Raw genomic sequence first — 23,945 nt, 5'->3', positions numbered from 1 at the left:
GCTGCGCACCGTCGTCTTCGACCTCGACGGCGTGCTCGTGGACAGCTTCGGCGTGATGCGCGAGGCGTTCGCCCTCGCCTACCGCGAAGCCGTCGGCGACGGCGAGCCGCCCTTCGAGGAGTACAGCCGCCACCTCGGCCGCTACTTCCCGGACATCATGAACATCATGGGCCTGCCCCTGGAGATGGAGGAGCCCTTCGTCCGCGAGAGCTACCGGCTCGCCCACCGCGTCCGCCTCTTCGACGGCGTCGCCGAGATGCTCGAAGCACTCGACGCGCACGGCATCCGGTTCGCCATCGCCACCGGCAAGAGCGGCCCGCGCGCCCGCTCCCTCCTCGAAGGCCTCGGCGTCCTCCCGCTGTTCGAGCACGTCATCGGCTCCGACGAGGTCGCACACCCCAAGCCCGCACCCGACATCGTGCTCCGCGCCCTCGAACTGCTCGGCGAGGACAAGGAGGGCGCCGTGATGATCGGCGACGCGGTCACCGACCTCGCCAGCGCCCGCGCCGCCGGAGTCACGGCCGTCGCCGCGCTGTGGGGCGAGAGCGACCCGGAGCCGCTCCTCGACGCCGCCCCCGACGCGGCCGTGAAAAGCCCCGCGGACTTCCTCGCCTGGTGCCTGGAGGCCGGCACGTGACCGCCCCCGCCCACTCCACGGCGCGGACCGTCGGCGTGGACCTCGGCAGCCGGTCGTACGAGGTCCGCATCGGCCCCGGCGTACGGCACGCCCTGCCCGAGCTCGTCGCCGGACTCGGCGCCCGCCGGGCCGCCGTGGTCTCCGCCCGGCCCGAGGAATGGACCCCCGACCCGGGCGTGCCCGTCCTCCGCCTGCGGGCGGAGGACGGAGAGCACGGAAAGACGCTGTCGGCGGTGGAGGGCTACTGCCGCCGGTTCGCCGCGTTCGGCCTCACGAGGGCCGACGTCGTCGTCTCCGTCGGCGGCGGCTCCACGACCGACACCGTCGGCCTGGCCGCCGCGCTGTACCACCGGGGCGTCGCCGTCATCCACCTGCCGACCACGCTCCTCGCCCAGGTCGACGCGAGCGTCGGCGGCAAGACCGCGGTGAACCTGCCCGAGGGCAAGAACCTCGTGGGCGCCTTCTGGCAGCCCAGCGCCGTCCTGTGCGACACCGACTACCTGACCACCCTCCCGGCCGGGGAGATGACCAGCGGCTACGGGGAGATCGCCCGCTGCCACTTCATCGGCGCCGGCGACCTGCGCGGGCTCTCCCTGACCGAGCAGATCGCCGCGAGCGTCCGACGCAAGGCCGAGGTCGTCTCCGCCGACGAGCGGGACTCCGGCCTGCGCCACCTGCTCAACTACGGCCACACCCTCGGCCACGCGCTGGAACGCGCCACCGGGTACTCCCTCCGGCACGGCGAGGGCGTGGCCATCGGCACCGTCTTCGCGGGCCGCCTCGCCGGCCACCTCGGACGCATCCCGCCCGAGCGGGTCGCCGAACACCACGAGGTGGTCGCCCACTACGGGCTGCCGACCGAGCTGCCGCACGACGTGGACACCGGCGAACTCGTCGACCTGATGCGCCTCGACAAGAAGGCCACGACAGGACTCACCTTCGTCCTCGACGGACCGGACGGCGCGGAACTCGTGAGCGGAGTCCCGCAGACCGCGATCGACACGGTGCTGGCAGCCATGCCGAGACAAGCCCCGCCGGCCTGACGGCCGAGCCGACCGCACCGCGCCCGGGGCACGCGCCGTGGGCGGAGCCCCCGGGCGAACCGCCCCTCCCCGAAGAGCCACCGACCGAACCGCTGGGAGTCCCATCCATGCTGCGCACCGAACTGCTGCGGCCCCTGCACGAGCTGCTCCGGCGGCAGAGCGAGCGGTTCGGTAACAAGACGGCATACCGTGACGACCGCCGCGCGATCGGCTACGCCGACCTGGAGACCCGCACCCGACGGCTCGCCGGCCACCTCGCGGACCTGGGGATCCGCCCCGGCGACCGGGTGGCCCTGCTGCTCGGCAACCGGGTGGAGACCGTCGAGAGCTACTACGCCGTCGCCCGCTCCGGCGCCATCGGCGTCCCCCTCAACCCGCGCTCCTCCGACGCCGAACTGGACCACCTCCTCCAGGACAGCGGCGCCAAGGCCGTCGTCACCGACGCCCACCACCTCGACCAGCTCGGCCGCGTCACCGCCGCCCGCACCCCGCTGACCGTGCTGGTGGTGGCCGACGACGACACGGACGAGGCGCCCCCGGCCGCGGGCCACCACGCGTACGAGCGGCTCGCGACCTCCGAGCCGACGCGACCCGTGCACGACGGTCTCGGACTCGACGACACCGCCTGGATGCTCTACACCTCCGGCACCACGGGCAAGCCCAAGGGCGTCCTGTCCACCACGCGCAACTGCCTCTGGTCGGTGGCCGCCAGCTACGCGCCCGTGCTCGACCTGTCCGAGCGGGACCGGGTGCTGTGGCCGCTGCCGCTCTTCCACAGCCTCTCCCACATCGCCTGCGTGCTCTCGGTCGCGTCGGTCGGCGCCACCGCCCGGATCGTGGACGGCCTGTCCGCCGCGGACGTCCTCGACATCTGGGACGGCGAGGACTTCACCGTCGTCGCCGGAGTCCCGACGATGTACCACCACCTCGTACGCGAGGCACGGGCCCGCGACTTCACGGCCCCCGGCCTGCGGGTGGGACTCGTCGGCGGGGCCATCACGACCGCCGAACTGCGCAACGCGGTGGAGACGGCGTTCGGCGCACCGCTCGTCGACGCCTACGGCAGCACCGAGACGTGCGGCTCCATCACCATCAACTGGCCCAGCGGAGCCCGCGTCGAGGGCTCCTGCGGACTGCCCGTCGTCGGCCTCGGGGTCCGGCTGGTCGACCACCGCACCGGCCTGGACGTCGCCGACGGCACGGAGGGCGAGGTCTGGGTCCGCGGCCCCAACGTGATGGCCGGCTACCACAACCAGCCCGAGGCCACCGCAGAGGCGCTGAAGGACGGCTGGTACCGCACCGGCGACCTCGCGCGCCGCGACGAAGCCGGGTACTTCACCGTCACCGGACGCATCAGGGAACTCGTCATCCGAGCCGGCGAGAACATCCACCCGCTGGAGGTCGAGAGCGTCCTGCGGACCGTCCCCGGCATCGAGGACGTCGCCGTCGCCGGCAAGCCGCACCCCGTCCTGGGCGAGGTGCCGGTCGCCTACGTCGTGCCGGGCCCCGACGGCTTCGACCCGGCCGCGGCACTCGCCGCGTGCCGGGACCGGCTCTCGTACTTCAAGGTGCCCGAGGAGCTGTACGAGATCCGCGAGATCCCGAGGACGGCCTCCGGCAAGGTCACCCGCCGCCGGCTGCTCGAACTCCCCGCGCTGCTGCGCGCCAAGGGCAACGACGACGAGGAAGGCCTCTTCCGACTGGAGTGGACACCGGGCGGCACCGACGCGCCGGCCGGAGACCGGCTCTGGGCGGTGGAAGGGGACCCCGACCCGTCCCTCCTCGCGGGACTGACCTCCGCCGGCGTACGGGTACGCCCCCGCGCGGACGCGGCGGCGGACGGCGAAGCGCCGGACGTGACCCTTCTCGTGGTGCCCGGGGCGACGGGGGCGGCCCCGTCGCCGCACTCCTCACTGGAGGCGTCGATCGACGCCTGGACGGCCGACGCCCGCACCGCGGACTCCCGTCTGCTGGTCGTCACCCGGGGCGCCGTGGCGACCGGCCCCCAGGACGGCGCGGCGAACCCGGAACAGGCCGCGGCATGGGGCCTCGTACGGTCCGCGCAGCTCGCGCACCCGGGCCGCATCACCCTCGCCGATCTCGACCCCGCCCCCGCCCCCGCCCTCGACGAGCCGTCGGTCCGGGCGCTGCCGGGCGCCGTGGCGTCCGGGGAACCGGAGCTCGCGGTGCGCGCCGGGGTCACCCTGCTGCCGCGTCCGGTCCGGGTGGCCATGGACAGCGCCCGCGGCGCGCGAGGAACGTTCGACGGCCCCGGCACCGTGGTCCTCACCGGCGCGGACACCCCGCGCGGCGTCGCCCTCGCCGACCACCTCGTCGGCGCCCACGGCGCACGGCGCCTGCTGCTCCTCGCCCGGCCCGGCACGGGCACCGCGACGACCGGGACGTACGACCGGCTCGTCGCGGCGGGCGCCGAGGTCCGGCTCGTCGAGTGCGACCTCGCCTCCGAGGACGGACTGGCCGACGCCCTCGCACGGGTCGAAGGACCGGTACGGGCCGTCGTGTACGCCTCCGAGCCGACCGGCCCGCTCGCCGACACGCCTGCCGACGCGGTCGCGGGCCCGCTCGCCGACACGGCCGCGGGTCTGCGCAACCTGCGCAGCCTCACCCGCGACGCCGACCTGTCCGCCTTCGTCCTGTGCTCGTCCGCCGCCGGCGTCACGGGCGATCGGGACGACGCCCGTACGGCTGCCACGGCCGCGTATCTCGACGCCTACGCGGGGCAGTTGCGCGTCGAGCAGGGCGTTCCGGCACTGTCCCTGGGATGGGGTCCGCAGGACGACCTCGCCGCCTTCGACGCGGCCCTCACCACCGGCCTCCCGCACCTCTTCGTCGCGGGCGCGGGCGCAGACGCGCGTGCGGGCACGGGTGCGGGCACAGGCACCGGCCGGCGGGGTGGCCGGGGCGACCGTCCGGAGACCGAGCGGGACGCCGGGACGGCGAACGCCGGCCGAAGCTCCCGTACCGGCGGGCGGGAGGACTTCGCCGAGGGCGACCGGATGCGGCGCCTCGTGGACCTGGTCCGGGGCCACGTCGCCGACCTCCTGGCCCTGCCCGGCATCCAGTCCGTCTCGACCGGGCGCGCCTTCAAGGACCTCGGATTCACCTCCGCCAACGCCGTCGAGCTCCGCAACCGGCTCGGCGAGGCGACCGGGCTGCGCCTGCCGCCCACCTCGGCGTTCGACCACCCCACGCCGGAGGCCCTCGCCCGCCGACTGCACCGCGGACTCTTCGGAACCGGCGAGGAGACGGCCGAGCCCGTCGCCGCCGCACCGGTGTCCGCTCCGGACGAGCCGGTGGCGATCGTGGGGGTGGCGTGCCGTTTTCCGGGTGGGGTGTCGTCGCCGGAGGACCTGTGGCGGTTGGTTGCCGGTGAGGTGGATGTCATCGGTGGTTTTCCGGGGGATCGCGGGTGGGATCTGGGGTCGTTGTTCGATGACGATCCGGATCGGGTGGGGACGAGTTATGCCCGTGAGGGTGGGTTCTTGGAGGATGCTGCGGGGTTCGATGCGGGGTTCTTCGGTATTTCGCCGCGTGAGGCGTTGGGGATGGATCCTCAGCAGCGGTTGATGTTGGAGGCGTCGTGGGAGGTGTTGGAGCGGGCGGGTGTGGATCCGGCCGGTTTGCGGGGCAAGCCCGTCGGCGTCTTCACCGGCGCCATGCACCAGGACTACGCCACCGGACACGGACAGAACCCCGGGGACGACACCGACGGCGTCGAGGGCTACCTGCTGACCGGCGGCGCGGGCAGCGTCCTCTCCGGCCGCGTCTCCTACTTCCTGGGCCTGGAAGGCCCGGCCGTGACCGTCGACACGGCCTGCTCGTCCTCTTTGGTCGCCCTGCACCTGGCGACGCAGTCACTGCGGTCCGGCGAGTCCTCGCTCGCCCTGGCCGGCGGCGTCACGGTCATGACCTCGCCGAGCTCCTTCGTCGGGTTCTCCCGGCAGCGCGGTCTCGCCCCCGACGGCCGCTGCAAGTCCTTCGCGGCGGCGGCCGACGGAACGAGTTGGTCCGAGGGCGCCGGGGTGCTGCTCCTGGAGCGGCTGTCGGACGCCGTGCGCAACGGACGCCGGATCTGGGCCGTCGTACGCGGCACGGCCGTCAACCAGGACGGCACGTCGAACGGCCTGACCGCCCCGAACGGCCCCTCCCAGCAGGCGGTCGTCCGCGCGGCTCTGGCCGGCGCGGGACTCGGGACCGCCGATGTCGACGCGGTGGAGGCGCACGGGACGGGAACTTCGCTGGGCGACCCGATCGAGGCGCAGGCGCTGCTCGCCACGTACGGGCAGGATCGCGACGCGGAACGGCCTTTGTGGCTGGGCTCGTTGAAGTCGAACCTCGGTCACACGCAGGCCGCCGCCGGTGTCGCCGGTGTCATCAAGATGGTGATGGCGATGCGGCACGGTGTGCTGCCGCGCACGCTGCACGTCGACGAGCCGACCCCGCAGGTGGACTGGACCGCGGGTGCGGTGGAGCTCCTGACGGAGGCCCGTCCCTGGCCCGAACTCGACCGGCCGCGCCGCGCGGGCGTCTCCTCCTTCGGGATCAGCGGCACCAACGCCCACGTGATCCTGGAGCAGGCCCCGCAGTCGGCGCCCGTGGACACGGCCGAGACCGAGGCTCCCGTCCCCGGGCCGGTTCCGCTGGTGCTTTCGGCACGCGGCAAGGCAGGACTGGCCGCGCAGGCACGGGAGTTGGCGTCGTTCCTGTCGGAGCGCACGGAACTGGGCCTGGCGGAGACCGGGCGCGCGCTGGCCGGAACGCGAGGCGCGCTGTCGGAGCGAGCGGTGATCGTGGCGGACGACCGCGCCGAGGCGCTGGCGGCGCTCGACGCGCTGGCGCGGGGCGAGTCCGTGCCCGGCGTGGTCACCGGAGAGGGCGCGGACGGGGGCCGGCTGGCGGTCCTGTTCACGGGGCAGGGGAGTCAGCGGGTCGGAATGGCCCGGGGCCTGTACGAGCGCTATCCGGTGTTCCGGGAGGCGTTCGACGCGGCGTGCGCGGCGCTGGACGCGCGGCTGGCCGGGCATGTGGAGCGGTCTGTCGCGGATGTCGTGTTCGGGGCGGGCGAAGGTGCCCTGGACCAGACGGTGTTCACGCAGGCCGCGCTGTTCGCCGTGGAGACCGCGCTCTACCGCCTCTACGCGTCGTGGGGTGTCACGCCGGACTGCCTCGCCGGCCATTCGGTGGGCGAGGTGACGGCCGCACACGTGGCGGGCGTGCTGTCGCTGGACGACGCGGCGACGCTGGTGGCGGCGCGCGGCCGGCTGATGCAGCAGCTTCCGTCCGGCGGGGCGATGGTGTCGGTGGCCGCGCCGGAGGACGTCGTACGTCCGCTGCTCCCGGTGGGCGTGGACATCGCCGCCGTGAACGGGCCCTCCTCCGTCGTGATCTCGGGTGTGGAGGCGGAAGTCCACGACGTGGCGGCGCAGTTGGCCTCCGCAGGGGTCAAGACGCGGCGGCTGGCCGTCTCGCACGCCTTCCACTCGGCGCTGATGGAGCCGATGCTGGACGCGTTCCGGTCCGTGGTCGGGCAACTGACCTTCCGGCGGCCGGAGATCGCCCTCGTGTCCAACGTGACCGGTGAGGTCGCCGACCCGGACCTCCTCACGCGCCCCGAGTACTGGGTGGACCACGTCCGGGCGACCGTGCGGTTCGCCGACGGGGTACGGGCGCTGGAGCGCGCCGGCGTCTCCGTCTTCCTGGAGCTGGGGCCGGACGCCGTGCTGTCGGCGATGGGCCCGGACTGCCTGACGGGCGACGACCCCGTCTTCGTACCGTCGCTGCGCCGTGAGCACGACGAGGTGCGTTCGGCCCTGGCCGCCCTGGCCGCCCTGCACGTACGGGGCGCGGCGGTCGACTGGAACCCGCTGCTCGGCGCCGCCGCGGGGTGGCCGGTGGACCTGCCGACGTACGCCTTCCAGCGGCAGCGCTACTGGCTGGAGAACGCCGACAGCGCGGTCGACGCGGAAGGCCTGGGGCTCGGAGCCGTCGACCATCCGCTGCTCGGCGCGGTGGTAGAGGTGCCCGACTCGGCCGGACTGCTGTTCAGCTCACGGCTCTCGCTCCGCACGCACCCGTGGCTGGCCGCCCACGTGACGGCCGGCAGCGTGCTCGTGCCCGGCTCGGTGTTCGTCGAGCTCGCGGTGCGCGCCGGCGACGAGGCGGGCTGCGGGCTGCTGGCCGAGCTCGTGATCGAGACCCCGCTCGTCGTACCCGAAGACGGCGCCGTACAGCTGCGGGTGGAGGTCGGCGAGGGCGACGCGTCCGGGGAGCGGACCCTGCGGGTGCACGCGCGCCGCGCGGACGCCGGGCCGGGCTCGCCCTGGACCCGGCACGCCTCCGGACGGCTCGCCCCCGACACCACGGCCCCCGACTTCGCACTGACCCCGTGGCCGCCGCGCGGCGCGGTCGCCGAGACGGAAGGCGTCTGGACCCGCGGCGAGGAGGTCTTCGCCGAGGTCGTGCTGCCCGAAGAGGCGGGCCGCGCCGACGGGTTCGGACTCCACCCGGCCCTCCTCGACGCGTGCCTCGACGCCCGGCCGGACCGCCTCCCCGCGCTGCCCTCCCACTGGACCGGCGTACGGCTGTGGGCGGAGGGCGCGACGGTTCTGCGCGTTCACCTGACGCCGCTCGGTCCGGACAGCGTCGGCGTGCGGCTGGCCGACGCCTCGGGCGCCCCGGTGGCCTCGGTGGACTCCTTGGGCTTCCGGCCGCTCGCCCTCACACCGTCCGAACCGGGCGCGGCCGCCGACCGGATGTTCCGCACGGGCTGGGAACGCCTGCCACTGAAGGCGGACGCGAAGCTGCCCGACGCCATCCCGGCGGACACCGTCGAGGACATACGCGCGCTGGCCGCGACCGGCACCGGCATCGGCACCGGCACCCCGTCCGGGGTCCTGCTGGTCGACGTTCACGGCGGCGCCGGCACCGGTGCCGAGGACGGCGGCGGCAGCGCCGAGGACGGCGCCCACTCCGGCGCCGGTACCCACCCCGACGCCGTACGGGAGGCCACCGGCCGGGTCCTGGAGCTGATCCAGGCGTGGCTGGCCGAACCCGCCCTGGAGGAGACGCGACTGGCCGTGCTGACGCACGGGGCGGTCGCGGTCCACGACGACCACGAACTGACGGACGTCGCCGCGGCGGCGGTGTGGGGTCTGGTGCGCTCGGCGCAGGCCGAGCACCCCGGACGGATCGTCCTCGTCGACACCGGGTCCGATGCGGAGCCGGACGCCGGATCCGATGCGGAGCCGGACGCCGGATCCGATGCGGAGCCGGACACCGCATCCGGTGCGGTCACGGATACCGGATCCGACGAGGAGCCGGACACCGCATCCGGCACGGCGCCGGTGACACGGGCCGTACGGGAGGTGCTCGCGGGCGTCCTGGCGTCCGGGGAGCCGCAGGCGGCGGTGCGCGCGGGCGACGTGTGGGTGCCCCGCCTGGAGCGGGCCGCCGCCGCGACGGCGGAGCCGGACCGGGTGCTCGACCCGGCGGGGACCGTGCTGATCACGGGCGGAACCGGGGGACTCGGCCGCCTGGTGGCCCGGCACCTGGTGCGCGAGCACGGGGTCGGATCGCTGGTGCTGGTGAGCCGCCGGGGGCCGGACGCGCCGGGCGCGGACGCGCTGAAGGAGGAGCTTGCGGCGCTGGGCGCCCGGGTACGGATCACGGCCTGCGACGTGGCCGACCGCGAGGCGGTCGCCGGCGTGCTCGCGGCGGTGCCTTCGGACGCCCCGCTGACCGGCGTGATCCACACGGCCGGTGTGCTCGACGACGGCGTGGTCACCGCCCTGACCGCCGAGCGTCTCGACACGGTCCTCCGCCCCAAGGCCGACGCGGCCCTGGTGCTCGACGAACTCACCCGTGACCTCGATCCGGCGGTGTTCGTGCTGTTCTCGTCGGCGGCGGGAACCCTCGGGAACCCCGGGCAGGGCAACTACGCGGCCGCGAACGCCTTCCTCGACGCGCTGGCCAGGCGCCGTCGCGTGGCCGGGCTGCCCGCCACCTCGCTCGCCTGGGGCGGCTGGGCCGGGAACAGCGAGATGACGGCCCGCCTCGGCGAGGCCGACGTGCGGCGCAACCGCCGCATCGGCATGTCCGACATCACGGCCGCCCTGGGCATGGAGCTGTTCGACCGCGCGCTCCTGGCCGCAGACTCCGTCCTGGTGCCGGCCGAGCTGGATCTCGCCGGGCTGCGCGCCCGGTCCCGTACCAGCCCCGTTCCCTCCCTCCTGCGCGGACTCGTCCCCAGCCGGCGGCGGGTCGCGAGCGGTGCCACCGCGCACGCCGGCGGCGACTGGGCCCAGCGGCTGGCCGCTCTCGGTCCGGCCGAGCAGGAGAAGTCCCTGCTCGACCTGATCGGCGGCCACGCCTCGCAGGTCCTCGGTCACTCCGCCCGGGACCAGGCCGACGCGTCCCGCCCCTTCCGCGACATCGGATTCGACTCCCTCACCTCGGTGGAGTTCCGCAACCGGCTGAGCGCCGAGACCGGCCTCCGGCTGCCCGCGACGCTCCTCTACGACCACCCGAACCCGCAGGACCTCGCCGGGCACCTGCGGTCCGAACTCCTCGGCGCGCGGTCCGACGACTCGGGCACCCCGGCGGGGACGCCGGCCGCCCCGGACGAGCCCCTCGCGATCGTCGCCATGGGCTGCCGCTTCCCCGCCGGGGTGAACAGCCCCGAGGACCTCTGGGAGCTGCTCGCCGCGGGCACCGACGCGATCACCGACTTCCCCGCCGACCGCGGCTGGGACCTCGACGCCCTCCACGACCCCGACCCCGACCACCCGGGCACGACCTACACCCGGCGCGGCGCCTTCCTCGACGACGCGGCCGGCTTCGACGCCGACTTCTTCGGGATCTCGCCGCGCGAGGCGCTGGCCATGGACCCCCAGCAGCGGCTGCTCCTGGAGACGTCCTGGGAGACCTTCGAGCGCGCCGGGATCGACCCGACGACCCTCCGGGGCAGCGACATCGGCGTCTTCGCCGGGGTCAACACCCAGGACTACGCGCTGCGTCTGCACCTGACGCCCGAACCGGTCGAGGGACACCGCATCACCGGTGCGTCCAACGCCGTCGTCTCCGGCCGCATCTCGTACTTCCTCGGCCTGGAAGGCCCGGCGGTGACGCTGGACACGGCCTGCTCCTCGTCCCTGGTCGCCCTGCACCTGGCCGCGCAGTCGCTGCGCTCGGGCGAGTGCTCCCTGGCCCTGGCCGGCGGCGTCACCGTCATGACCGGGACGGACGCGTTCGTCGACTTCTCGCGTCAGCGCGGCCTGTCCGTGGACGGCCGCTGCAAGCCCTTCGCCGCCGCGGCGGACGGTACGGGCTGGGCCGAGGGCGTCGGCATGCTGCTCCTGGAGCGGCTGTCGGACGCGGTGCGCAACGGGCGTCGGATCCTCGGAGTCGTACGGGGATCGGCGGTGAACCAGGACGGCGCGTCGAACGGTCTGACCGCGCCCAACGGTCCGTCCCAGCAGCGGGTGATCCGCCGCGCCCTCACCAACGCGGGGCTGACCGCCGCCGACGTGGACGCGGTGGAGGCGCACGGGACGGGAACCCAGCTGGGCGACCCGATCGAGGCGCAGGCGCTGCTCGCCACCTACGGGCAGGGACGGACGACCGACGAGCCCCTGTGGCTGGGCTCCATCAAGTCGAACATCGGGCACACGCAGGCCGCCGCCGGCGTCGCCGGTGTCATCAAGATGGTCATGGCGATGCGGCACGGCGTGCTGCCCCGCACGCTGCACGTCGACGAGCCGACGCCCCAGGTGGACTGGGCGGCCGGTGCCGTGGAACTCCTGACGGAGCCCCGTCCCTGGCCGGAGACGGACCGCCCCCGCCGGGCGGGCGTCTCGGGCTTCGGCGTCAGCGGCACCAACGCCCACGTCATCCTGGAGCAGGCCCCGGAGCCGGCGCCCGCCGGAAGCGACGGCGGGTCCGAGCCGTCAGGGCTGTCCGAACCGTCCGAACCATCCCGGCCGTCCGGGCCGTCCGAACAGTCCGGGCCGTCAGGGACCGCCCCCGACGCCCCGGCTGCCGTCACCGCCCCCACACCTCCCGCGCTCCCCTGGCCGGTCTCGGCGAAGAGCGCCGACGCGCTGCGGGCCCAGGCCGCCCGGCTGGCCGCCTTCGTGCGCGGGCGCACGGAGGCGAGCGCACTCGACCTCGCGCACGCCCTCGTCACCACCCGTACGACCTTCGAGCACCGCGCCGTGGTCGTCGCCGCAGGCGGCGACCGGGAGCACTTCCTCGCCGGTCTCGACGCCCTGGCAGCAGGCGATCCGCTCCCCGAGAACGTCGCCCTGAGCGACCGGAGCGGCGGCGGGCTCGCCTTCCTGTTCACCGGGCAGGGCAGCCAGCGGCTCGGCATGGGCCGCGAGCTGTACGAGCGGTATCCGGTGTTCCGGAGCGCCTTCGAGGCGCTGTGCACCGCCCTCGACCGGCACCTCGCCGGACACGTGGACCTCCCGCTCAAGGACGTGGTCTTCGCGGCTCCGGGTTCGCGGGCGGCCGGACTCCTCGACTCCACGGTGTACGCGCAGTCCGCCCTGTTCGCGGTCGAGACGGCGCTCTACCGCCTGTACGAGTCCTGGGGCGTCCGCCCCGACGTGCTCGCCGGCCACTCCATCGGCGAGCTGACCGCTGCCCACGCGGCGGGAGTGCTCTCCCTCGACGACGCCGCGGCCCTGGTGGCCGCGCGCGGCAGGCTGATGCAGGCCATGCCCGACGACGGCGTGATGATCGCCGTCGACGCGGCGGAGAACGACGTGCTGCCGTTCCTGGCAGCACGGCCCGGCGCCGTGGCCGTCGCGGCGGTCAACGGCACCTCCTCCGTCGTCCTCTCCGGCGACGCCGACGCGGTCACGGCCGTCGCCCGGGAACTCGCCGCCCAAAAACACCGGACCCGGCGCCTGCGGGTCAGCCACGCCTTCCACTCCCCACACATGGACGGGATGCTCGACCGGTTCCGCGAGGTCGTGGCAGGACTGACCCTGCTCCCGCCGACCGTCCCGGTCGTCTCCAACCTCACCGGAGCCCTGGCCACACCCGAGCAGCTCCGCTCGCCCGACTACTGGGTCGACCACGTCCGGGGAACCGTCCGGTTCCTCGACGGCGTCCGGGCGCTCCACGAGCAGCACGTGACCACGTTCCTCGAGCTGGGCCCGGGCGGCGTCCTCACCACACTCGCCCAGCAGGCCCTCGCCGACCGGTCCGCCACGGACCTGTCCTTCCTCCCCACGCTCCACCGGGCGGACGACGAGGCCGTCGCCGTCGTGACGGCACTCGGCCGACTGCACACCCGGGGCGTCCCGCTGAACTGGACCGCCCTGTTCGACGGCACCTCGCCCGCCCCGGTCGACGGCCTCCCGACGTACGCCTTCCAGCACGAGCGCTTCTGGCTGGACGCCGACGCCCGCGCCACCGACGCGGCCGGCCTCGGCCAGCGGACCGTCCCGCACCCCCTGCTGACCGCCGCCGTCGAACTGCCCGACACCGACGGCCTCGTCCTCACCGGGCGCCTGCGCACCATGCCGTCCCGCCCGGACGCCGTCCTCCTCGAAACCGTCCTGCGGGCGGCCGACGAGGCAGCCTGCGGAACGGTCGGCACCCTGCGCGTCGAGCAGCCGCTGCCCCACGGGGACGACCTCCTCCTCCGGGTCACCATCGGCGCCCCGACCACCGGCGCGGACGGCGCCCGCTCGATCGGCGTCCACACCCGCCCGGCGGCCGCCTCCGACGGCACCCCGTGGACCCGGCACGCCCTCGGAACCCTCGTGACGCCGGTCCAGGAACCGGTGTTCAGCCTGGCGCAGTGGCCTCCGGCCGACGCCGAACCCCTGGACGCCGACGGAACCGGCCCGGCATGGCGGCGCGGCGACGAGATCTTCACCGAGGTCACCCTCGACGAGGAACTCCGGGCGGAGGCCGACCAGTACGGCCTCCACCCCGCCCTGCTGGCCGCCGCCGTCCGACCGACGCTCCTGAGCGTCCTCGACGGGGTGTCCGCGCCGCGCACGCCCGCCGCCTACGACGACGTGGCCCTCCACGCCTCGGCCGCCACCCGGCTGCGCGTGCGCGCGGCGCACCTCGGCGGTGCCCGGTTCCGGATCGAACTGGCCGACACCGCCGGCCATCCGGTGGCATCCGTCGGATCGCTCTTGCTCCGCGCCGCGCTCCCGGCAGAGCCCGGGGCCACAGTCCCGGAGGCGAAGGAGGCGAAGGAGGCGACGGAGACGACGGGTTCGGTCAGGCCGACCACGCCCACCACGCCGACCAGGCCTGTCAGGCCGGTCGCGCGGACGGACGAGTCCTCCGACGCCGATTACGCCACCCGGCTCGCCGCCCTGTCCGACGCCGAACAGCACCGGGCCGTCCTCGAACTGGTCCGCACCCACGCCGCCGCCGTCCTGGGCCAGGCCCGGACCATCGAGACCACGAAGGACTTCCGGAGCCTCGGCTTCGACTCCCTCGCGGGACTCCGGTTCCGTGCGCGGCTGCAGACCGCCGTCGGCATCGACCTGCCGGCCACCCTCGTCTTCGACCACCCGACTCCCACGGCACTCGCGGACTTCCTCCGCGCGGAACTGCTCGGGGAGGATGCGGCCCCGACCGCCGACGCCGTGACGGGCTCCGCCGTGTACGACGCGGGTGAACCGATCGCGATCGTGGGCATGGCGTGCCGCTTCCCCGGCGGGGTGACGTCTCCGGAGGAGCTGTGGGACCTGGTCGCCTCCGGTGGTGACGGGATCTCCGGCTTCCCGGTGAACCGTGGCTGGGACCTGGAGAACCTCTACCACCCGGACCCGGATCACGCGGGCACGAGTTACGCCCGTGAGGGCGGCTTCCTGCACGATGCCGACGGGTTCGACGCCTCGTTCTTCGGCATCTCGCCGCGCGAGGCGCTGGCGATGGACCCGCAGCAGCGGCTGATGCTGGAGATCTCCTGGGAGGCCTTCGAGCGGGCCGGTATCGATGCGGCCGCCTTGCGGGGCAAGCCCGTCGGCGTCTTCACCGGCCTGGTCAACCACGAGTACACCACCCGTCTGAACACGGCCCCCGACGGCATCGAGGGCTACCTGATGACCGGCGGCATCGGCAGCATCGTGTCCGGCCGCGTCTCCTACTTCCTCGGCCTCGAAGGCCCCGCCGTCACCGTCGACACCGCCTGCTCGTCGGCCCTCGTCGGCATGCACCTGGCCGCCCAGTCCCTCAGGTCGGGCGAATCCTCCCTGGCACTGGCCGGTGGCGTGACGGTGATGGCCACGCCGGACGCCTTCGTCGCCTTCTCACGCCAGCGAGGCCTCTCCGTGGACGGCCGCTGCAAGCCCTTCGCGGCTGCGGCGGACGGCACGGGCTGGGCCGAGGGCGCGGGTGTGCTGCTCCTTGAGCGTCTTTCGGACGCGGTACGGAACGGGCGGCGGATCCTGGGTGTCGTACGGGGCTCCGCCGTGAACCAGGACGGTGCGTCCAACGGTCTCACCGCGCCCAGCGGTCCCTCTCAACAGCGGGTGATCCGTGCGGCGTTGGCAAACGCGGGTCTCGCGGCGGCGGACGTCGACGCGGTGGAGGCCCACGGCACGGGCACCTCCCTGGGCGACCCGATCGAGGCGCAGGCCCTGCTGGCCACCTACGGACGGGGCCGTGATGCCGAACAGCCGCTGTGGCTGGGCTCGTTGAAGTCCAACATCGGGCATTCCCAGGCTGCCGCCGGTGTGGCCGGTGTCATCAAGATGGTGATGGCGATGCGGCACGGCGTGCTGCCGCAGACCCTCCATGTCGACGAGCCGACCCCGCAGGTGGACTGGACGACGGGGGCCGTCGAGCTCCTGACCGAGGCCCGGTCCTGGCCCGAGTCCGACCGTCCGCGCCGGGCGGGCGTCTCCTCCTTCGGCGTCAGCGGCACCAACGCCCACGTCATCCTGGAGCAGGCCCCCGAGCAGCAGCTCCCCGCCGGCGCGACCGGCGAGCTGGACGAGGGACCCGTTCCCCTGGTCATCGCCGCCCGGGGCGCCACCGGAATCGCCGCACAGGCCGAGGAGTTGGCGCGCTTCCTGCGGCAGAACGCGGACGTGGACCTGAGGGACGCGGCGCGTGCGCTCGTACGGACCCGGGGTGCTCTGTCGGAACGCGCGGTGATCGTGGCGGGCGACCGGGACGAGGCGCTGGCCGGGCTTGAGGCCTTGGCGCGGGGCGGGTCCGCAGCCGGTGTGGTCACCGGAGAGGTCGCGGACGGGGGCCGGCTGGCGGTCCTGTTCACGGGGCAGGGGAGCCAGCGGGTCGGGATGGCCAAGGGCCTGTACGACCGCTTCCCCGTGTTCCGGGAGGCGTTCGACGCGGCGTGCGCGGCGCTGGACGCGCGGCTGGCCGGGCATGTGGAGCGGTCTGTCGCGGATGTCGTGTTCGGGGCGGGCGAAGGCGCCCTGGACCAGACGGTGTTCACGCAGGCCGGCCTGTTCGCGGTGGAGGCGGCGTTGTTCCGGCTGGTGGAGTCCTGGGGTGTCCGCCCCGACTTCGTCGGCGGCCACTCGGTGGGCGAGCTGACGGCCGCGCATGTGGCGGGGGTGCTGTCCCTGGAGGACGCGGCGACGCTCGTCGCCGCTCGGGGGCGGCTGATGCAGGCGCTGCCGTCCGGCGGTGCCATGGTGTCGGTGGCCGCCCCCGAGGACGTCGTCCGTCCGCTCCTCACCCCTGGTATCGACATCGCCGCCGTGAACGGCCCGCTCTCCGTCGTGATCTCCGGCGACGAGCAGGAAGCCCTCGCCGCAGCCGAGGAGCTCGCCGCGCAGGGTGTGAAGACCCGACGGCTGTCGGTCTCGCACGCCTTCCACTCGGCGCTGATGGAGCCGATGCTGGAGGAGTTCGGGTCCGTCGTGAAGGATCTGGACTTCCGGCCCCCGAAGATCGCGCTGGTCTCCAACGTCACCGGGGAGATCGCGGATCCCGACCTCCACACCCGCCCCGAGTACTGGGTCGACCACATCCGCGCCACCGTCCGATTCGCCGACGGTGTGCGGGCGTTGGAAGGCGCCGAGGTGGCCACCTTCCTGGAGCTCGGCCCCGACGCGGTCCTGTCGGCGATGGGCGCGGACTGTGTGACGGGCGACGGAGCCGTCTTCGTACCGTCGTTGCGCCGTGACGGCGACGAGGTGCGCTCGCTCGTGTCCGCCCTGGGCGGTCTGCACGTGCGGGGTGCGTCGGTCGACTGGCGGCCGCTGCTCGGCGAAAGCGAGGGCTGGCCGGTGGAGTTGCCGACGTACGCCTTCCAGCGACAGCGCTACTGGATCGAGGACGCCGAGTCCGAGGGTCCGGCGCGGGACGCCGACGAAGCGAGCTTCTGGGAGGCCGTCGAGAACGAGGACCTGGACGCCCTGGCCAAGACGCTGGGTATCGGGTCCGTCGACGGACAGCACGAGCGCGACGCGATGGGCGCCGCTCTCGGTGTACTGGCGTCCTGGCGGCGCGGTCGCGAACGGGCGGGCCGGATGGACCGGCTCCGCTACCGCGTGTCCTGGTCTCCGGTCGCGCAGCCGCCCTCGGCCGCTCCGGTCGGGACGTGGCTCGTGGTCGTACCCGCGGGACCCGACTCCGCCCGTGACGCCGACGGCAGCCCCGTCGCACGGACCGTGCGCGCCCTGGAAAGCCAGGGCCTGCGCCTCCGGCGGCTCCCCTTCACCGCCGCCGAATCCGACGGCTTCGCCGCCGTCGTGCGCGCGGCCCGGTCGGAGGAAGGGAAGGTGGCCGGCGTCCTGTCGCTGCTGGCCCTGGACTCCCGGACGAGCTCGGGGTCCGAGGTGCTGACCGAAGGCAGCGCCGCCACCCTGGCACTGCTGCGGACGCTCGGTCGGCTTCCCGCCGGGATTCCGGTCTGGTGCGCGACCAGCGGTGCGGTCAGCGTGGGCCCGTCCGATCGCCTGCGGGCGCCGGAGCAGGCGCTTGTATGGGGTCTCGGGCAGGCCGTGGCGCTGGAGCATCCCGATCGGTGGGGTGGTCTGGTCGATCTGCCGGAGACGCTGGACGACCGGACCGCGCAGCAGCTGATCGGCGTGCTGACCGGGGCGGGCGGGCAGGACCAGGCGGCCGTGCGGTCGGCGGGGCTCCTTGCCCGGCGGCTGAGGAACAGTCCGTTGCGCGGAGAGCCGTCGCAGCGGGACTGGCGGCCGCGTGGCACCGTCCTCGTCACCAACGGTACGGAGGGGCTGGGCCGGCACACCGCGAAGTGGCTGGCGGAGGCCGGCGCGGGGCATCTCGTACTGACCGCGGAGACGGGTCGGGACGACACGCCGCAGGTGCGGGAACTCGTGGCGGAACTGGCCGCGTCGGGAGCCGGGGTGACCGTGTCCACGGCAGACGTCTCGCGCCGCGAAGGGGTCGCCGAGCTGCTCGCCCTGACGGAGGGGCTGCCCGAGCTGACCGGGGTCGTGCACACGGCGGATCTCGCGGGGACGATGCCGGTCGTGGCGACCGGTCCCGCCGAGCTGGCCGAGGTGGTGAGGGCGAAGGCCCACGCCGCGCTCCATCTGGACGAGTCGCTCGGTGACCGGCCGCTCGACCTGTTCGTCACCTTCTCCTCCGTCGCCGGTGTCTGGGGCGGTGGCGGGCAGGGTGCGGCCGGTGCGGTCAGCGCCTACCTCGACGCGCTGGTCGAGCGCCGGCGGGCCCGTGGCCTGCGGGCGACCTCGCTGGCCTGGGGCGTCATCGAGGAGATCGGCGTGGCGGCCGACCCCGCGATCCAGGAGCAGCTGCGCCGCCGCGGCGTCCTGGCGCTCACGCCCGGTCAGGCGATGGGGGCGCTGGAAGCGTCGGTCCGGTACGACGACGGGGTCGTCGCGGTGGCCGACATCGACTGGCCGGCCTTCGTGCCCGCCTTCACGTCCTCCCGTCCCAGCCCGCTGCTCGGCGAGCTGCCCGAGGTGCGGAAGGTGGCCGAGGCGGCGGCCGCGCTGGCAGAAGAGGAGGCCGAGGCGGGTTCGCAGCTGGTACGGAGCCTGGCGGACGCCACCGAGGCCGAGCAGACCCGCATCCTCATGAAGCTGGTCCGCGAGCGGTCGGCGGAGGCGCTCGGCCACTCGGGCCTTGAGGAGGTCAAGCCCCGGCGGGCCTTCCAGGAGATGGGCTTCGACTCGCTGGCGGCCATCACCCTGCGCAACGCCCTGTCGGCGGCCACCGGAGGCACCCTCCCGGCCACGGTCATCTTCGACTACCCGACGCCGATGGCGCTCGTCGGGTACCTGCGCGAGCAACTGGTCGGGGGAGTCGGGGAAGTCGGGGGAGTCGGGGCCGAAGGCTCCGAAACCGCAGACCCCGACGCGCCTCACCGGGCCGTGGTCTCCGATCCGGCGGCCGACGAACAAGAGCTGGAACTCATCGACGAGATGAGCGTGACGGACCTGGTGGCGCGGGCCCTCGGCAACACCCAGACGTGATCGACAGCGGAACAGCAGCGGAATACGGCTCGTGATCGAAAACGGAAAGACGCGGAAAGAAGAGGACGCCATGGATGCTCAGAACGGGCAGATCATCGATGCCCTGCGTGCTTCGGTGAAGGAGAACGCACGCCTGCAGCAGCAGTACGACCGGGTGGTCGCCGCCAACTCCGAGCCGATCGCGATCGTCGGGATGGCGTGCCGCTACCCCGGCGGGGTGACCTCGCCGGAGGAGCTGTGGAATCTCGTCGTCTCCGGTGGTGACGGGATCACGGAGTTCCCGGTGAACCGCGGCTGGGACCTGGAGAACCTCTACCACCCGGACCCCGACCACGCGGGCACGAGTTACACCCGTGAGGGCGGGTTCCTGCACGACGCGGACGGGTTCGACGCCTCGTTCTTCGGCATTTCGCCGCGCGAGGCGCTGGCGATGGACCCGCAGCAGCGGCTGATGCTGGAGACCTCCTGGGAGGCCCTGGAGCGGTCGGGCATCGACCCGGCCTCGCTGCGCGGCAAGCCCGTCGGCGTCTTCACCGGCATCGCGTTCCACGACTACGGCGCCGACCTGCACGAACTCCCCGACGGACTCGAAGGGTTCATCCTCACCGGCGGCGCCGGCAGCGTGCTCTCCGGCCGCGTGTCCTACCTCCTCGGCCTCGAAGGCCCCGCCGTCACCGTCGACACCGCCTGCTCCTCCTCGCTGGTGACCCTGCACCTGGCCACCCAGTCGCTGCGGTCCGGTGAGTCCTCCCTCGCCCTGGCCGGCGGCGTCACCGTCATGGCGGCCTCGGACGCCTTCGTCTGGTTCTCGCGCCAGCGCGGTCTGGCGCTCGACGGGCGCTGCAAGTCGTTCGCCGCGTCCGCCGACGGCACGGGCTGGGCCGAGGGCGCGGGTGTGCTGCTCCTTGAGCGTCTTTCGGACGCGGTACGGAACGGGCGGCGGATCCTGGGTGTCGTACGGGGCTCCGCCGTGAACCAGGACGGTGCGTCCAATGGTCTCACCGCGCCCAACGGTCCTTCCCAACAGCGGGTGATCCGGGCCGCGTTGGCCAATGCCGGCCTCGCGGCCACGGAGGTCGACGCGGTCGAGGCGCACGGCACCGGGACGTCACTCGGAGACCCGATCGAGGCACAGGCACTGCTCGCCACCTACGGCCAGGGGCGCGACCCCGAACAGCCGCTGTGGCTGGGCTCGTTGAAGTCCAACATCGGGCACGCGCAGGCCGCCGCCGGTGTGGGCGGTGTGATCAAGATGGTGATGGCGATGCGGCACGGCGTGCTGCCCCGCACCCTGCACGTGGACGAGCCGACCCCGCAGGTGGACTGGACCGCGGGTGCCGTCGAGCTTCTGACCGAGGCCCAGCCCTGGCCCGAACTGGACCGTCCCCGCCGGGCCGGCGTCTCCGGTTTCGGCGTCAGCGGCACCAACGCCCACGTGATTCTGGAGCAGGCCCCCGAGCAGCAGCCTCCCAGCGGCACCACCGGCGCCCTCACGGGCGGGCCGGTCCCGCTGGCCCTCTCCGCGCGCGGAAAGGCGGGACTCGCCGGGCAGGCCGAGGAGTTGGCGCGCTTCCTGCGGCAGAACGCGGACGTGGACCTGAGGGACGCGGCGCGGTCCCTCGTACGGACCCGGAGTGCTCTGTCGGAACGCGCGGTCGTCGTGGCGGGCGATCGGGACGAGGCGCTGGCCGGGCTTGAGGCCCTCGCGCGGGGCGAGTCCGCGCCCGGCCTGGTCGCGGCCACGGCGGTGGAGGACGGACTCCTCGCCGTCCTGTTCACGGGGCAGGGGAGCCAGCGGGTCGGGATGGCCAAGGGCCTGTACGACCGCTTCCCCGTGTTCCGGGAGGCGTTCGACGCGTCCTGCGCGGCGCTGGACGCGCGGCTGGCCGGCGAGGTGGATCTCGCGGTCGCGGATGTCGTCTTCGGTGCGGAGGACGCCCCGCTGGATCAAACGGTGTTCACGCAGGCCGGCCTGTTCGCGGTGGAGACGGCGTTGTTCCGGCTGGTGGAGTCCTGGGGTGTCCGCCCCGACTTCGTCGGCGGCCATTCGGTGGGCGAGTTGACGGCCGCGCATGTGGCGGGGGTGCTGTCCCTGGAGGACGCGGCGACGCTCGTCGCCGCTCGGGGGCGGCTGATGCAGGCGCTGCCGTCCGGCGGTGCCATGGTGTCGGTGGCCGCCCCCGAGGACGTCGTCCGTCCGCTCCTCACCCCTGGTATCGACATCGCCGCCGTGAACGGCCCGCTCTCCGTCGTGATCTCCGGCGACGAGCAGGAAGCCCTCGCCGCAGCCGAGAAGCTCGCCGCGCAGGGAGTGAAGACCCGCCGCCTGTCCGTCTCGCACGCCTTCCACTCGGCGCTGATGGAGCCGATGCTCGAAGAGTTCCGGGCCGTCGCCGAGACCCTGACCTTCCACCCCCCGACCGTGGAGATGGTCTCCAACGTCACCGGGGAGATCGCGGATCCGGACCTCCTCACCCGTCCCGAGTACTGGGTGGAGCACATCCGGGCCACCGTGCGATTCGCCGACGGCGTGCGGGCGTTGGAAGGCGCCGAGGTGGCCACCTTCCTGGAGCTCGGACCGGACGCCGTCCTGTCGGCCATGGGACCCAACTGCCTCACCGGCAGGACCGCGGCCTTCGTACCCTCCCTGCGTGCCGCCGAGGACGACGTACGAGCCCTGCTGGAAGCCATGGCCGGACTGCACGTGCGCGGTGGCGCCCTCGACTGGGATGCCCTGCTCGGCGAAGCCAAGGGCTGGCCGGTGGAGTTGCCGACCTACGCCTTCCAGCGTCAGCGCTACTGGCTCGAAGGGACCGGTGCCTCCGCGGACGCCGCGGGACTCGGGCTCGGAGCCGTCGACCATCCGCTGCTCGGCGCGCTCGTCGAGGTCCCGGGGTCGGACGGCATGCTGTTCAGCTCCCGTCTCTCCCTGCGCACGCACCCGTGGCTCGCCGATCACGCGGCGGCCGGGACCGTGCTCGTGCCCGGCACGGCCTTCGTCGAGCTGGTCGTACGAGCCGGTGACGAGGTCGGCTGCGGGCTGCTGGCCGAGCTGGTGATCGAGGCCCCGCTGACCCTTCCGGAGCAGGGCGGTGTCCAGCTCAGGGTGGAGGTCGGCGAGGCCGATGAGGCCGGGCAGCGGACCGTCCGGGTCCACTCCCGCCGAGAGGACGCCGGACAGGGCTCGCCGTGGACGCGGCACGTCTCCGGCAGTCTCGCCCCGGACGTCACCGCCCCCGGCTTCGAACTGACCCAGTGGCCGCCCGCGGGCGCGGTCCCGGTCGAGAACGCGGCCGCCGGGGCGTACGAGGAGCTGGCCGCCACCGGCTACGGCTACGGCCCCGCGTTCCAGGGCCTGCGGACCGTGTGGACCCGGGGCGAGGAGCTCTTCGCCGAGGTCACCCTGCCCGAAGAGGCCGGTGCCACCGACGGGTACGCGCTCCACCCGGCCCTGCTCGACGCCGCCCTGCACACCAGCGTCTTCAAGGACGGTGCGGACCAGCGGCTCGTGCTCCCCTTCGCGTGGACGGGCGTACGGGTGTACGCGGCCGGCGCCTCCGCCCTCCGCGTCCACGTGACGCCCCAGGGACCCAACGCCTTCCGGGTCCTCCTCGCCGATGCCGACGGCGTCCCGGTGGCGGCGGTGGACTCGCTGGTCACCCGCCCCGTGGCCGCCGGAGTGCTGGACCGGGCCACGGCGGAGGCCCCGGCCGCCGACCGGATGTTCCGGGTGGTGTGGGAGCGGCTGCCGCTGAAGCCCTCGGGCCCGGCCCTGACCCCGGTCCCCGTCGCCCGTGCCGAGGACCTGTCCGCACCGGCCGCGCGCGCCGCCGGCGTACTCCTCCTCGACCTCACCGGCGGACCTGCCGACACCGACGCCGACGGGGTACGGGAGCTGTCCACCCGCGTCCTGGAACTCGTCCAGGCCTGGCTGGCCGACCCCGGCCTGGAGGACGCGCGCCTCCTCGTCGCGACCCACGCGGCGGTCGGCGTCGAGCAGGACGGCGAGCTGGTCGACCTGGCCGGCGCGGCCGTCCTGGGTCTGTTGCGGTCCGCGCAGGCCGAGAACCCGGGCCGGATCGTCCTCGTCGACACCGACGGCAGCCCGGCCTCGCACGCCCTCCTCCCGGCACTGCTCGCCACGGATGAGCCCCAGTTCGCCGTCCGCGACGGTGTCGCGTACGTCCGCCGGCTGGCCCGTACGGCATCGGCCGGGGCCCTGGCCCTGCCCGCCGACGAGTCGGCGTGGCGCCTGGCGGCGAGTCCGGACGGCACGTTGGAGAACCTGCCGCTCGTTCCGGCCCCCGAAGCGCTGCGCGCGCTCGCCCCCGGCGAGGTCCGCATCGAGATGCGGGCGGCGGGCCTCAACTTCCGCGACGTGATGATCGGCCTCGGCATGTACCCCAACCCGGCGGCCACCGTCGGCATGGAGGGTGCGGGCACCGTCGCCGAGGTGGGACCCGGCATCGAGGACCTCGCCGTCGGCGACCGCGTGATGGGCCTCTTCCCCTCCGCCGTCGGCCCGTACGCGGTCGCCGACCGGCGGACGGTCGTCCGGATCCCGTGCGGCTGGTCCTTCGAGCAGTCGGCGTCGGTCCCGGTCGCGTTCATCACCGCCTACTACGCCCTCCACGACCTCGCCGGTCTGAAGGCGGGCCAGTCGGTCCTCGTGCACGCCGCCGCCGGTGGCGTCGGCATGGCCGCCGTGCAGGTGGCCCGCCACCTCGGCGCCGAGGTGTTCGCCACCGCGAGCCCCGCGAAGTGGGAGGCGGTCGAGGCGAACGGGGTCGCGGGGGACCGGGTCGCGAGTTCGAGGACCCT

At 74.2% G+C, this 23,945-nt stretch carries 3 protein-coding genes and 1 pseudogene; all 4 read left to right on the top strand.

Going from position 1 to position 23,945, the window contains the following annotated elements:
• The first annotated feature begins 1 nt into the window (after window position 1).
• Complete coding sequence (locus tag ACFCY7_RS25215; RefSeq protein ID WP_376488326.1) at window positions 2-637, top strand: HAD-IA family hydrolase; 636 nt, start codon at window positions 2-4, stop codon at window positions 635-637.
• Window positions 634-1,680, top strand: a complete 1,047-nt coding sequence (locus ACFCY7_RS25210) for a 3-dehydroquinate synthase family protein (protein WP_376488315.1) — start codon at window positions 634-636, stop codon at window positions 1,678-1,680. Before ACFCY7_RS25215 ends, ACFCY7_RS25210 begins: the two co-directional genes overlap by 4 nt.
• Before the next feature lie 107 nt (window positions 1,681-1,787).
• Window positions 1,788-19,124 carry a type I polyketide synthase gene (locus ACFCY7_RS25205; RefSeq protein WP_376488314.1) on the top strand — a complete coding sequence of 5,779 codons (17,337 nt, stop codon included), beginning with the start codon at window positions 1,788-1,790 and terminating at the stop codon, window positions 19,122-19,124.
• Between the two features lie 160 nt (window positions 19,125-19,284).
• Window positions 19,285-23,945: pseudogene (locus tag ACFCY7_RS25200) on the top strand (beta-ketoacyl synthase N-terminal-like domain-containing protein); the annotation flags it as partial.

Source organism: Streptomyces sp. NPDC056361, from assembly GCF_042262805.1.
In the GTDB taxonomy this organism is placed as follows: domain Bacteria; phylum Actinomycetota; class Actinomycetes; order Streptomycetales; family Streptomycetaceae; genus Streptomyces.
Note: the sequence above shows the minus strand (reverse complement) of the source record. Positions and strands in the feature narration are given on the sequence as shown.